Source organism: Pseudoxanthobacter sp. M-2 (assembly GCF_046156265.1).
Classification (GTDB): Bacteria; Pseudomonadota; Alphaproteobacteria; order Rhizobiales; family Segnochrobactraceae; genus CAMDHY01.
On record NZ_JAWDIR010000001.1, the window covers coordinates 43,026 to 54,796 of the forward strand.

17 protein-coding genes are annotated in these 11,771 nt (G+C 66.4%); 15 read left to right on the forward strand and 2 right to left on the reverse strand.

Features of this window, described 5'->3' with window-relative positions:
• Positions 1 to 21: 21 nt before the first annotated feature.
• Both flgF and RUR49_RS00205 read right to left on the reverse strand, forming a co-directional pair.
• Positions 22 to 747, reverse strand: a complete 726-nt coding sequence (flgF, locus tag RUR49_RS00200; RefSeq protein WP_409144307.1) for a flagellar basal-body rod protein FlgF — start codon at positions 745 to 747, stop codon at positions 22 to 24.
• Positions 747 to 1,526, reverse strand: a complete 780-nt coding sequence (locus RUR49_RS00205; RefSeq protein ID WP_409144308.1) for a DUF1217 domain-containing protein — start codon at positions 1,524 to 1,526, stop codon at positions 747 to 749. Before RUR49_RS00205 ends, flgF begins: the two co-directional genes overlap by 1 nt.
• 138 nt (positions 1,527 to 1,664) lie before the next feature.
• Between RUR49_RS00205 and motA the strand changes: the two genes are divergently transcribed.
• From motA to flgH, 15 genes are all read left to right on the forward strand, one after another.
• Positions 1,665 to 2,552, forward strand: a complete 888-nt coding sequence (gene motA, locus RUR49_RS00210) for a flagellar motor stator protein MotA (RefSeq protein WP_409144309.1) — start codon at positions 1,665 to 1,667, stop codon at positions 2,550 to 2,552.
• Between the two features lies 1 nt (position 2,553).
• Positions 2,554 to 3,489, forward strand: coding sequence for a flagellar motor switch protein FliM (locus tag RUR49_RS00215; protein ID WP_409144310.1), 936 nt, complete (start codon positions 2,554 to 2,556; stop codon positions 3,487 to 3,489).
• Positions 3,470 to 3,775, forward strand: a complete 306-nt coding sequence (locus RUR49_RS00220) for a hypothetical protein (protein WP_409144311.1) — start codon at positions 3,470 to 3,472, stop codon at positions 3,773 to 3,775. The genes RUR49_RS00215 and RUR49_RS00220 overlap by 20 nt, the downstream gene beginning before the upstream one ends.
• Before the next feature lie 48 nt (positions 3,776 to 3,823).
• Complete coding sequence (fliN, locus tag RUR49_RS00225; protein WP_409144312.1) at positions 3,824 to 4,195, forward strand: flagellar motor switch protein FliN; 372 nt, start codon at positions 3,824 to 3,826, stop codon at positions 4,193 to 4,195.
• A 14-nt stretch (positions 4,196 to 4,209) separates the two neighbouring features.
• On the forward strand, positions 4,210 to 5,232 hold the full coding sequence (locus RUR49_RS00230; protein ID WP_409144313.1) for a flagellar motor switch protein FliG: 1,023 nt from the start codon (positions 4,210 to 4,212) through the stop codon (positions 5,230 to 5,232).
• Positions 5,233 to 5,244: 12 nt separating this feature from the next.
• Positions 5,245 to 6,318: a flagellar biosynthesis protein FlhB gene (gene flhB / locus RUR49_RS00235; protein WP_409144314.1), complete on the forward strand. Its 1,074-nt coding sequence runs from the start codon at positions 5,245 to 5,247 to the stop codon at positions 6,316 to 6,318.
• Positions 6,308 to 6,823: a hypothetical protein gene (locus RUR49_RS00240; protein WP_409144315.1), complete on the forward strand. Its 516-nt coding sequence runs from the start codon at positions 6,308 to 6,310 to the stop codon at positions 6,821 to 6,823. The genes flhB and RUR49_RS00240 overlap by 11 nt, the downstream gene beginning before the upstream one ends.
• Before the next feature lie 127 nt (positions 6,824 to 6,950).
• The gene (gene flgB / locus RUR49_RS00245) at positions 6,951 to 7,337 is read left to right on the forward strand and encodes a flagellar basal body rod protein FlgB (protein WP_409144317.1); all 387 of its coding nucleotides are present in this window, start codon (positions 6,951 to 6,953) and stop codon (positions 7,335 to 7,337) included.
• On the forward strand, positions 7,334 to 7,753 hold the full coding sequence (gene flgC / locus RUR49_RS00250) for a flagellar basal body rod protein FlgC (protein ID WP_409144318.1): 420 nt from the start codon (positions 7,334 to 7,336) through the stop codon (positions 7,751 to 7,753). The genes flgB and flgC overlap by 4 nt, the downstream gene beginning before the upstream one ends.
• Positions 7,753 to 8,064, forward strand: a complete 312-nt coding sequence (locus tag RUR49_RS00255; RefSeq protein ID WP_409144458.1) for a flagellar hook-basal body complex protein FliE — start codon at positions 7,753 to 7,755, stop codon at positions 8,062 to 8,064. The genes flgC and RUR49_RS00255 overlap by 1 nt, the downstream gene beginning before the upstream one ends.
• 10 nt (positions 8,065 to 8,074) lie before the next feature.
• Positions 8,075 to 8,863: a flagellar basal-body rod protein FlgG gene (gene flgG, locus RUR49_RS00260; protein WP_409144319.1), complete on the forward strand. Its 789-nt coding sequence runs from the start codon at positions 8,075 to 8,077 to the stop codon at positions 8,861 to 8,863.
• The gene (flgA, locus tag RUR49_RS00265) at positions 8,864 to 9,364 is read left to right on the forward strand and encodes a flagellar basal body P-ring formation chaperone FlgA (RefSeq protein ID WP_409144320.1); all 501 of its coding nucleotides are present in this window, start codon (positions 8,864 to 8,866) and stop codon (positions 9,362 to 9,364) included.
• Positions 9,361 to 10,467 carry a flagellar basal body P-ring protein FlgI gene (gene flgI / locus RUR49_RS00270; RefSeq protein ID WP_409144321.1) on the forward strand — a complete coding sequence of 369 codons (1,107 nt, stop codon included), beginning with the start codon at positions 9,361 to 9,363 and terminating at the stop codon, positions 10,465 to 10,467. The genes flgA and flgI overlap by 4 nt, the downstream gene beginning before the upstream one ends.
• 37 nt (positions 10,468 to 10,504) lie before the next feature.
• Positions 10,505 to 11,053, forward strand: a complete 549-nt coding sequence (locus tag RUR49_RS00275; protein ID WP_409144322.1) for a MotE family protein — start codon at positions 10,505 to 10,507, stop codon at positions 11,051 to 11,053.
• Complete coding sequence (gene flgH / locus RUR49_RS00280; protein ID WP_409144323.1) at positions 11,050 to 11,766, forward strand: flagellar basal body L-ring protein FlgH; 717 nt, start codon at positions 11,050 to 11,052, stop codon at positions 11,764 to 11,766. The genes RUR49_RS00275 and flgH overlap by 4 nt, the downstream gene beginning before the upstream one ends.
• Positions 11,767 to 11,771 lie beyond the last annotated feature (5 nt).

The following is an 11,771-nucleotide window of genomic DNA, read 5'->3' on the forward strand; positions in this document are numbered from 1 at the left end:
CTCCGTCGCTGTGGGGCCGGCTCACGACGACGGGCCGAGGCTGCGGATGGCCTGCGCCAGCACATCCTCGCCTTCGCGGATGGCCGAGGCGGCGCTGTCGAAGGTCCGCGAGATCGTGATGAGCTTCGTCATCTCCATCACCGGATCGACGTTGGCGCCCTCCAGGAAGCCCTGGCGGACACCCTGCGCGGCGAGATCTTCCACCGGTAGGGCCGCCTCGCTGGACATGACCGCCGTCTCCCCGTAGCGCTGGAGACGGGTCGTATCCGGCAGGTTGAAGAGCCCCAGCGCGCCGACCTGAATGGTCCCCTGCACGATCGAGCCGTCGGCGCCGATGTGGACCGGGCCGCCGTTCGGATCGAGGGCGATCGGCGCGCCGCCGGCGTCGAGTATCGGCTTGCCGTCCACCGAGACGAGATCGCCCGCCTCGGTCATCTGCAGCCGACCGTCACGCGTGTAGGCGACGCCGTCCGGGGTCGAGACGCTCAGCCAGGCGTCGCCAGAGACGGCGACGTCGAGCGGGTTGCCCGTCGGTGCCACGCTGCCGGCCCGGCGGGAAATGTAGCTCTCGCCGCTGTCAGCGTAGGATACCTCGCGCGACCCCATCTTCGACAACACGGTCTCGAAGCGGACCTCCTCGGCCCTGAAACCAGCGGTGTTGAGGTTCGCGACGTTGTTGGCGACCGTTTCCATCCGGCGCTGCAGCGCCATCTGCGCCGACAGCGCGACGTAGATGCTGGACGTCATCAGTAGCCACCGCGTTTCAGGTTCTGCAGGGACATCACCAGGTCGAGGCCGACCGAGGGCGCCGAGGACGTCTCGAAGAGCATCAGCAGCGGTGAGGTGTTGGTGGAACTCGCCGCATCCCAGAGCGCGGTGAAGCGCGTCAGCAGCTTCTCCACTTCCTTCGGATCCTGGAGCGAGGCGATGTCGAGGCGGGCCTCGATGGCCGCGGCCTGCCTGTCGATGTTGGCCGCCTTCATCTCGTCGGGGAAGCCGAGCGCGGTGAAGACGACCTCCTGGATGGCCTCGTCGGCGAGGATGCCGTAGGCCGACGTCACCGATGCGGCACTGCGCTGGAAGTAGAGTGCGAGCCGGACACCCTCGTTCTCCTCGCCCGCCGACACCTCGAGGGACTGGCGCACATAGCGGTCGACGACGCCCTGCCGGACCGCGCTGCCTTCGACGGCGGAGCTGCCCTTGCCCTCGAAATTGAACATGGTGGCGAACTGGGTGAAGCGATCGTCCGACAGCCGCTTCACGAAGGCGTCGTCGGCGGAGATGCCTTCCGTCAGCACCTTGCGCATGTACGCCTTCGCGTACGACATCTCCTCGAGGCCAAACGCCTTCATGGCGAACTTGAAGAGACGCGTGTCGTCGAGGAAGTCGTCGATGGTTTCGACCTTCCCGATGTTCTCGAGATAGTAGTCGCTCTCCAGCGCGACCTGCCGCTCGGACGCCTTCAGCGTCAAGGACCGGTCGAGATCACGCGTGATCAGTTTGTAGCTTGTGTATGTCGAGAGCATCGTGGCCACCCGGTTTCCCGATGACCGTCGCCCCCCTGCCTTGCGCCAGCCTTGCAGCACCGCCGTGACGGGGATTCAGCCTCGCGCAAGCAACGCCACCTAAGCCTCCGGGCCAAGTTCTGGCGAAGGAGAGCGCTGGTGGGAATTCTGATCGGACTGGTCGTCGGGCTCGCCTCGATGCTCGGTGGCTTCATGGCGATGGGCGGCAAGATCGGTGTGATCTGGCAGCCGTGGGAATATGTCATCATCCTCGGCATCGCCCTCGGCACCTTCATCATCGCCAACCCGATGTCGACGATCAAGGACTCCGGCAAGGCGATCATGGAGGCGGTGTCCAATTCCGTTCCGAAGCGGGAAGACAACCTAGCGCTGCTCGGTCTCCTCTACACACTGATGCGCGAACTGCGCAGCCGGCCCCGCAACGAGGTCGAGGCGCACATCGACGATCCGGAAAACTCCGAGATCTTCAAGCACTACCCGAAGATCCAGAAGGACAAGTACCTGACGCAGTTCGTCTGCGACTACGTGCGGCTGATCATCATCGGCAACGCTCGCTCTCACGAGATCGAGGGGCTGATGGAGCAGGAGATCAGCACCGTCAAGAAGTACAAGACGAAGCCCTACAGCGCACTGTCGACGGTCGCCGAGGCGATGCCGGCGATCGGCATCTGCGCCGCGGTGCTCGGCATCGTCAAGGCGATGGGCGCCATCGACCAGTCCCCGGAGATCCTCGGGCATTACATCGGCTCGGCACTGATCGGCACCTTCATCGGCATCTTCGCCTCCTACGCGATGCTGTCGCCGCTCGCCGCGAAGGTGAAGCTGACGCGGGAGAAGCAGTGCCAGCCCTATGTCATCGTGAAGCAGACGCTGATCGCCTACATGAACGGCGCGCTGCCCCAGATCGCTCTCGAGCACGGTCGCAAGACGATCTCCGCCAGCGATCGTCCGACCATCGACGAGGTCGAGAACGACGCGATCACCAACACGCCCGGTTCCGGCGCGGCCCTGAAGCAGGCGGCCTGATATGAGCGCTCCAGCCACCACCGGTCGCGGCGACATCCGCGACATGCTCCTCGACGCCGCCGGTCTGTCGCTCGACCGGCTGCCGATGCTCCACGTCATCTTCGATCGCCTCGCGACGACCTGTGCCGACGGGATGCGCACCCTCGCCGCGTCGCAGTGCTACTACTCGCTCAGCAACGTCGAGAGCGCCCGCGTCGGCGATGTCCTAGACGCCTACGAAGGGACGGCCCTGGCGGCCGTGTTCCACGCCCCGGGCTGGGATTCCCACGTCATCGTCGGCTTCGACCGCGACTTCATCTTCACGATGGTCGAGGTCCTGCTCGGCGCCGACGGTTCCGAGCCGCCGGTGGAGGACGAGCGCAACTTCTCCAGCATCGAGGTCCGACTGGCGCAGTCTCTTTCGGAACTGGTCGGCAAGGCGCTGCAATCCTCGTTCTCAATGGTCTCCACGACCCAGTTCAAGCTCGAGCGCCTCGAAAGCCGCATGGATTTTGCCGTCATCGGGCGGCGCAACAACCTCGCGGTGGTGGCGAAGTTCCTGCTGCAGGCGATCAACCGCGGCGGCGAGATGTTCGTCATCATTCCGCAGTCGGCCCTGACGCCGATGCGCCAGACGCTGTCGCGCGTCATCACGGGCGACTCGTCCTCCCGCGACCCCGCCTGGATGAAGCAGATCCGCAGCGAGGTGCACCGCACCGAGGTGACCCTGCGCGCCGTGCTCGAGGAGCGAAGCTATCCGCTTGGCGAGATCGCTGACTTCACCGTCGGCCAGGTCCTGATGCTGCAGGCCACGCCGCGGTCGCGCGTGAAACTGGAGGGCAGCGACCAGCCGCTGTTCTGGTGTCACCTCGGACAGGCAGACGGCACATACGTCCTGCGCGTGGATGAAGTCGTGGACCAGGAAAAGGAATTCATCGATGACATCCTACCTGTCTGAAACTGCTCTTCTGGCGGCGCTGGTCGTCACCTGCATCTGCGTGGTCGCCATGTACATGCGGCTGCGGCGGCTCGACCGGCATCAGGCCGAGTATGAGCGAACCTTCGCCCGGACTTCCGACGCGCTCGACGCCACCCGCATCGAACTGGCGCGGTTCCGCCAGGACGGCCGTGACCTCACGGTGGCGCTCGAGGAGCGCATCGCCGAGGCACAGGCGCTGCTCAATGCCCTCGACCAGCGGGTCGGCGAGCGTGACACGCGCCCCCTTCACCGCCAGGCGAACTGACCGCCGCTCGCCCGCCTAAGCCGCAACCCGACCCTCTGAGAGGACACCATGTCGATCACGAACGACGGCAAGTCGCCCGCCGCCATCAGTCACGACGACGCACTCTTCGCCCGCGGTGGCGCCGAGGGCAACGACCAGGCGTGGAACTTCGGCGGCGCCCGCAACATCGACTCGATCCTGCGCATCCCCGTGCTCATGCAGGTGGTGCTCGGTTCGGCGACGATGCCGGTCGCCAACCTGATGAAGCTCGGCCGCGGCGCCACGGTGCCGCTCGACCACCGCGTCGGCGAGCCGGTCGACATCGTCGTCAACGGCCGCGTCATCGCCCGCGGCGAAGTCGTCGTCGTCGAGGACGACAACTCCCGCTTCGGCGTGTCGCTGACCGAGATTGTCGGCCCGGCCGGCGCCGACGGGGCCTGACGGAGCACACCCCGATGGCAACGGCCACCGCCAAATCCGTGCGCCCGATGCGCGGCCCCGACAAGGCGGCCGCGCTGCTGATGGCGATGGGCAATCCGCTGGCAGCGCGTGTGATGGCGCATTTCGAGCCGGAGGACATCCGGATCGTGACGCGCTCGCTCGCCGAGCTGCGACCGGTGGCCCCTGCCCAGCTCGAGACGATCGTCGAGGACTTCGCGACCCAGTTCGGCATCGGCGCGAATCTCGTCGGCACGGCGAGCGACGTCGAGAAGATGCTGGCGGGCGTCCTGCCGCCCGACCAGGTCAGCGAGATCATGGCCGACGTGCTCGGCAATGCCAACGCCTCGATCTGGGACCGGATGTCGGCGGTCTCGGAGGCCGCCCTCGCCGCCTATGTGATCAAGGAGCATCCGCAGACGGCCGCGCTCATCCTGTCGAAGGTGAAGCCATCGGCCGCCGCCAAGGTGATGAGCCAGATGAACTCCGAGCTTCGCAACGACATCATGCGCCGCATGCTGACGTTCAAGCCAGTCGTCGAGGAGACGATGCGGATCATCGAGCGAACGATCCACGAAGATTTCATGATGAACTTCTCGCGCACCGTAGGCACCGATACCCATGCGCGGATGGCCGACATCATCAACAAGATGGAACGCGAGCACATGGACAATGTGCTGAACAGCCTCGCGGAGACGCGGCCGAAGTCGGCCGAAATCCTCAAGGGGCTGCTGTTCACGTTCGATGACATCATCAAACTGGCTCCGAAAGCCCGCACGACACTGTTCGACAAGGTGCCGAACGACAAGGTCGTGCTCGCGCTGAAGGGCACCGAACAGGACTTCCGCGACACCATCCTGCAGTCGCTCGCCTCGCGCGTGCGCCGGATGGTCGAGCAGGAACTGACGAGCGGCGAGCCGTCGTCGCAGCGCGACGTGCTCGACGCACGACGGATCATCACCGATCTGGCGCTCGAGATGGCCGGACGAGGTGAGATCGAGCTCGGCGCCGACGGCGACGACGAAGGCTTCCTGAGCTAGATCGGAGCACGCGTGAGCGAGGACGCCGACAAAGACAGCAAAACCGAGGAGGCGACCGAGAAGAAGGTCTCCGACGCGATCGAAAAGGGCAACATCCCGCTCTCCCGCGAGATGACCGTCTTCGTCTCGCTCATCGGGATCCTCGTGACGCTGGCGTTTCTCGTCAGCGAGCGGTTGCCACCGATGATCGCCAGCCTCGCCCGCCTGATCGACGACGCCGGCGGCTACAGCCTCGCCGACTCGTCGTCGGCGACGGTGCTGGGCGTCGATGTCGCCCGCGCGGTGGCCGTCTTCCTCATCCCCATCGCGGTCGTCCTCGCGGTGCTGGGCGTCGTCGGATCCGTCGCTCAGCATCCCCCGAAGATGGTGCTCGAGCGCATCCGGCCACAGTGGAGCCGTGTCTCACCGGTCTCCGGACTGAAGCGCATCTTCGGCGTCCAGGGGTTCGCCGAGTTCTTGCGCTCTCTCACCAAATTCGCGGCGGTCGGGCTCGCTTGCGTCGTCCTGCTGCAGAGCGAACTGCGGCGGCTGATCAACGCCATGTACACCGACCCGACGCTACTGCCGGCCGAGATCCTCGCGATGTCGACGCGGCTCGTCGCGACGGTTTGCGCGGCGACGATCGTCCTCGTCGCCGCCGACCTCGTCTGGTCGCGGTTCAAGTGGCGCAGGGATCTGCGCATGTCGCGCCAGGACATCAAGGACGAGATGAAGCAGATGGATGGCGATCCGCTCGTCAAGGCGCGGATGCGTTCCATCGCGAAGGACAGGGCCCGGCGCCGCATGTTGACGGGGGTGCCGCGCGCCACGCTGGTGATCGCCAACCCGACACACTACGCGATCGCCCTGCGCTACGAGCGCGAGGCCGGCGGGGCACCAATGGTCGTTGCCAAGGGAACTGACCTCGTCGCCCTGAAGATCCGCGAAATCGCCACCGCCAATGACATTCCCGTCGTCGAAGACCGCCAACTCGCCCGCGCCATGTATGACGCGGTCGAGGTTGATCAGTGGATTCCGCCTGAGTTCTATCACGCAGTCGCACGTGTCCTTTATTTTATTTATGCGAGAGAAGGCCATGGAAAATAAATCCAGCCGGTACCTATCGAATTTCGCAGGATCGGGAGATGGCGATCGACGCTCCTTCGAGAGGCTGCTGGCGGATGTCCTGAAGCCGTTCATCCGCGAGCTACTGCTCGTCGATGCCGCGACGCTGATCGGCTATGCGCTGTCCGAGGACTGCTCCAATTTCGAGGACATCATCGCCTCGTGCGGTGAATCGATCGCTACACCGGCACTGCTGCGCTATGGCGGCTGCGTGGCGGTGACGTGCGAGTGGGGCTCCGCCCCCGCGGTGGCGATCGAACTCGAACTGCACCACACCGCCCTGACCACCTTCTTCCAGGTCGTGCTGGCGTCCGACTCGGTCGAGATCCAGCTGCATGGTCTGATTTTTCCCGGTCCGGCTCCGACACCGGCCGAGGCCTGGCGGCAATACCGCGCTGCATTGTCGAAAACGCCACAAGCGACGAGCGAGACCGCGGCGCAAGTCCTGAGCGCCATCGCCATCCCGGCCATCCGGCAGATCATGTAGCCGCGGAACGACCAGGTTCGCTCCGGTTCCGGGTCACCAATCGGCCCGAGGAGGCCGCAGGCAGGCACGCCAGCCTCGGGCAAGTTAGCCCCTCTATCTCTCCCTGCTATGGGCAAGGAGAGTTTCGTTGGAACCAGTTTACCTCTTCGACCTGGCGACCCGACATTCGCAGTGGGCCGCGCAGCGGCAAGTCACGATTGCCGGCAACATCGCCAACGCCAATACACCGCGCTTTCAGGCACGTGACATCGAGCCGTTCTCTGCGTCGCTCGACAAGACCCGTCTCGTCATGACCGCCACGCGCCCGGGTCACCTGAACCCTGCGGCGAACGGGGTCTCGGAGATCGGCTCCGAACACGCCGAGACCTGGGACGTCACCCACTCCGGCAACTCCGTGCGGATCGACCAGGAACTGATGAAGGCGAACCAGGCGGCCCGCGCCGTTTCCCTCGACACCAGCATCATGCGGTCGTTCCACCGCATGCTTCTCACGAGCTTGAGGTCAGGCGGATGATAGATTCTCTTCAGGCGATCGGCCAGATCGCGGCCGGCGGTCTCGAGGCGCAGTCGACGCGGCTGCGCATCGTTTCGGAAAACATCGCCAACGCACGCTCCACCGGCAACACCGCGGGGGCCGATCCCTACAGCCGCAAGACGGTTCTCTTCCAGGCCCAGCTCGATCGTGAGCTCGGCGCCTCCGCGGTTTCCATCAAGGGGCTGTCGACCGACAAGTCGCCGTTCCGCATCGAGTACGACCCCGGACATCCGGCCGCCGACGAGAGTGGCAACGTCAAGCTGCCCAACGTCGACATGCTGGTCGAGATGGCTGACATGCGCGAGGCGACGCGGTCCTACGAGGCGAACCTGCAGATGATGAAGCAGGCGCGCTCGATGATCTCGATGACGATCGACCTTCTGAGGGGCTCGTGATGATCAATTCGCTTGGTTCCGTTTCGTCCGTCGATACCTTCACGTCCATTGCGCCGAAGGCGCCCACCGGGGCCGGAGCGGCCGCTGGCGCCTCGCCGGAATTCTCGCAGGTGCTCGCGGACGTCGCCACCGATGCGATCGGTACCGTGCGTACCGGAGAGGCGATGGCGATCTCGGGCATCGAAGGCAAGGCATCGATCCAGAGCGTGGTCGCCGCTGTCATGGCGGCCGAGCAGACGCTGCAGGCGGCGGTCTCGATCCGCGACAAGGTCGTTTCCGCCTACCAGGAAATCAGCCGGATGGCGATCTGAGGGCCAGACCATGAGAGCACTTGCAATCGCCGCCACCGGCATGAGCGCACAGCAGACCAACGTCGAGGTGATCGCCAATAATATAGCGAACATCAACACCACCGGCTTCAAGCGAGCGCGAGCCGAATTCTCCGATCTTCTCTACCAGTTCGATCGCGTGCAGGGCGTTCCGAACCGCGGAGGCGAGAGCCCCGTCCCGGAAGGCGTGCGCGTCGGGCTCGGTGTCCGCACCGTCGGCGTACGCAACCTGCACGTCCAGGGCTCGCTCACCAACACTGGAAATCCGCTTGATCTCGCCATCAACGGGAGCGGCTGGTTCGAGATCTCCGGCCCGAACGGCGAGGCACTCTACACCCGCGCCGGTTCCTTCAACAAAGGTCCGGACGGTCAGCTCGTGACGATCGACGGCTACGCCGTCGAGCCGGCGATCGTGTTCCCCCAGGACACGGTCCAGATCGTCGTCAATGAGTCGGGTGAGATTTACGCAATGCTCCCCAACCAGGCGGACCCTCAGATGGTCGGCCAGTTGTCGATCGTCTCCTTCGCCAACGACGCCGGCCTGGAGCCGATGGGTGACAACTTGTTCAGAGAGACGGCCTCGTCGGGACAACCGTCCGCCGGCGTCGCCGCCCAGGACGGCCTCGGCAAGATCCACCAGGGCTACCTCGAGGCCTCGAACGTCGATCCGATCAAGGAGATCACCGAACTGATCTCCGCCCAGCGCGCCTACGAGATGAATTCGAAGGTGATCCAGGCGGCCGACGAGATGGCCGGCACGGTTTCCAAGGGAATCCGATAGATGAAACGGCTGTTGCGCGCCTTCTCGACCCGCCTCGCGAGGGCGGTCGCTCTCGCGGCCGCGACGTCGATGGCCGCCGCTGCGCTCACCGGCGCCGCGGCGACGCCGACGGCCGTCATCCTGCCGGTCCCGGCCGCCACGATCTATCCGGGCGATCACATCTCCGAGGAGATGCTGACGGAGAAGCAGTTCTACGTGCAGGCCGGCCGGCCGCACAGCTTCGTCGAGGACGCCGCTCCGGTGATCGGCAAGGTCGCGCGGCGCACCCTCGTCGCCGGCAAGCCCATTCCGAACAACGCCTTCGCGGAGCCTAACCTGCTGTCGCGGGGCGTCGCGACGGAAGCGCGCTTCGTCTCCGGCGGGCTGACCATATCAGCCCTCGTGGTGCCGCTTCAGAACGGCGCCCTCGGTGGTGTGGTGCAGGCGCGCAACGTCGACTCGGGCCAGGTCATCTCCGGTGTCGTCCAGTCGGACGGCACGCTGCTGGTGGGTGGACGATGAGAGCCCTCCTCGCAATCGCCGCCCTCGCCCTCGCGGCTCTGTCGGCCGATCCGGCAGCGGCGACGCGCATCAAGGACATCACCAGTGTCCAGGGCGTGCGCGAGAACCAGCTGATCGGCTACGGCCTCGTCATCGGCCTGCAGGGCACCGGCGACACGCTGCGCAACGCCCCCTTCACCGAGCAGGCGCTGCAGTCGATGCTCGACCGCATGGGCGTCAACGTCGACAGCGTGCCCCTGCGCGCCCGCAACGTCGCCGCCGTCACCGTCACCGCCGAGCTTCCGGCCTTCGTGGGCGTCGGCTCGCGCATCGACGTCACCGTCGGCTCCATCGGTGACGCCTCCTCGCTGATGGGCGGCACCCTGCTGGTGACACCGCTGATGGGCGGCGACGGCATCGCCTATGCCGTCGCCCAGGGCCCGATCGCGGTGTCCGGCTTCGCTCTGGAAGGCCAGGCCGAAACCCTGACGCAGGGCGTGCCGACCGGAGGCCGAATTCCGAACGGCGCGATCGTCGAACGGCAGGTACCGGCCCAGGTGGGCTCGGAGGGGCGCCTCGTGCTCGAGCTGCGCAACCCCGACTTCCGCACCGCGGCCAACATCGCTGACGCCGTCAACGCCTTCACCAAGGCGCGCTACGGCAAGGCGTCGGCCAGTGACCGCGACCTGCGGACCGTCGTCGTGGCCAAGCCGGCGAAGGTGTCGATGTCCCGCTTCCTCGCCGAGATCGGCGACTTGCAGGTGAAGGCAGACGCACCCGCCCGCGTCGTCGTCGACCAGCGCACCGGCACCGTCGTCATCGGGCAGAACGTGCAGGTCTCGACGGTGGCGATGGCACACGGCAACCTCACGGTCCGCGTGACGGAGACCCCGGAGGTCTCGCAGCCGAAACCGTTCTCCGAGACGGGCGAGACCGTCGTCGTGCCGCGCACGACGATCGAGGCCGAACAGGGCAGCGGCCACCTGGCGCTCGTCGAGGGCACTGACCTGCAGACGCTCGTACACGGGCTGAACCGCGTCGGGCTGAAGCCGACCGACATCATCTCCATCCTCCAGGCGATCAAGACCGCCGGCGCCCTGCAGGCCGACCTGGTCGTCCAGTGACGGGCCCAAGCGGGGCTTGAACCGAGGCATCCTCCCCATGCGCAACAGCATCCAACGGGCTCGCTCGGCCGCCGTCGCCGTGTCGCTGGCCGTCGCCCTCGCGAGCGCTTCCGCAGGCGCCTTCGCGACAGAGAAGGCGGACGCCACGCCGGAGGCGCCCGCGGTCACGCCGTCCGCAGAAACCGTGGCCGCCCAGTACTGCAACAACATCGCCGACGCCGCGGGGGACGCCCGCTTCGCCCGCCAGGCCGCCGCGCTTGCGGCGCTGGAGCGGGACATCGAGGACCGCCTCGCCCGCCTGGAGGCCAAGCGCGCCGAATACCAGGACTGGCTGGATCGCCGCGAGAAGTTCCTGAAGACGGCCGAAGAAGGCCTCATCGCCATCTACACGCAGATGAAGCCCGACGCCGCCTCGGCACAGCTCTCGATCATGGACGAGATGACCGCCGCGGCGATCCTGAGCAAGCTCCCGCCCCGCACCGCCAGCGCCATCCTCAACGAGATGGACGCGGCAAAGGCGGCCCAGCTCACCAACATCATGGCCGGCCTGGCCGACCGCACGACGAGCCAGAGGAAATCGGGATGAGACCGCTTCTCTTCGCACCGCTGCTGCTTCTGCTCGGCGCCTGCCAGAACTCGCACGACAACATCTTCACGGGACCGGAGATGACGCCGGTCGGCTACGGTCTGGCGACGACACCGCGGGCCGAGTTGCCGTCGAGCTTTGCGCCGGCGCAGCCACGGACCTTCGGCTCCACCTGGGGCAACAGCGGCGCGGAGCTGTTCAAGGACATTCGCGCCTACAAGGTCGGCGACGTCGTCACCGTCTCGATCGACCTCGACGACAAGGCCCAGTTCGACAACGAGAGCGACCGCTCACGCGAGTCGGGCTCGATCTTCGATGCGGCCGGGGCGCTGGCAGCCGCAGGCTTCGGCCTGGCGCCGGCCGCCGCGGACGCGTCGGGCAGCCTCAACATCGACGCCGGCACCCGCACGCGCGGCGCCGGCTCGATCGACCGGTCGGAGAAGCTGACCCTGTCGGTCGCCGCCGTCGTCACCGAGGTGCTGCCCAACGGCAACATGTTGATCAGCGGCACGCAGGAAATCCGCGTCAATTACGAGATCCGGGTGCTCAACATCGCCGGCATCGTCCGGCCGCTCGATATCTCCGCGCAGAACCGCATCCCCTACGACCGCATCGCCGAGGCGCGGATCTCCTACGGCGGGCGCGGGCGCCTGACGGACATGCAGCAGCCGGCATGGGGGCAGCGCCTCTATGACGTGACGATCCCCTACTGACGAGG

Coding starts and splice junctions, on each gene's coding strand:
- flgF (WP_409144307.1), bottom strand. CDS start 747: ATGACGTCCAGCATCTACGTCGCGCTGTCGGCGCAGATGGCGCTGCAG.
- RUR49_RS00205 (WP_409144308.1), bottom strand. CDS start 1,526: ATGCTCTCGACATACACAAGCTACAAACTGATCACGCGTGATCTCGAC.
- RUR49_RS00215 (WP_409144310.1), top strand. CDS start 2,554: ATGAGCGCTCCAGCCACCACCGGTCGCGGCGACATCCGCGACATGCTC.
- RUR49_RS00220 (WP_409144311.1), top strand. CDS start 3,470: ATGACATCCTACCTGTCTGAAACTGCTCTTCTGGCGGCGCTGGTCGTC.
- fliN (WP_409144312.1), top strand. CDS start 3,824: ATGTCGATCACGAACGACGGCAAGTCGCCCGCCGCCATCAGTCACGAC.
- RUR49_RS00230 (WP_409144313.1), top strand. CDS start 4,210: ATGGCAACGGCCACCGCCAAATCCGTGCGCCCGATGCGCGGCCCCGAC.
- RUR49_RS00240 (WP_409144315.1), top strand. CDS start 6,308: ATGGAAAATAAATCCAGCCGGTACCTATCGAATTTCGCAGGATCGGGA.
- flgC (WP_409144318.1), top strand. CDS start 7,334: ATGATAGATTCTCTTCAGGCGATCGGCCAGATCGCGGCCGGCGGTCTC.
- RUR49_RS00255 (WP_409144458.1), top strand. CDS start 7,753: ATGATCAATTCGCTTGGTTCCGTTTCGTCCGTCGATACCTTCACGTCC.
- flgG (WP_409144319.1), top strand. CDS start 8,075: ATGAGAGCACTTGCAATCGCCGCCACCGGCATGAGCGCACAGCAGACC.
- flgA (WP_409144320.1), top strand. CDS start 8,864: ATGAAACGGCTGTTGCGCGCCTTCTCGACCCGCCTCGCGAGGGCGGTC.
- flgI (WP_409144321.1), top strand. CDS start 9,361: ATGAGAGCCCTCCTCGCAATCGCCGCCCTCGCCCTCGCGGCTCTGTCG.
- RUR49_RS00275 (WP_409144322.1), top strand. CDS start 10,505: ATGCGCAACAGCATCCAACGGGCTCGCTCGGCCGCCGTCGCCGTGTCG.
- flgH (WP_409144323.1), top strand. CDS start 11,050: ATGAGACCGCTTCTCTTCGCACCGCTGCTGCTTCTGCTCGGCGCCTGC.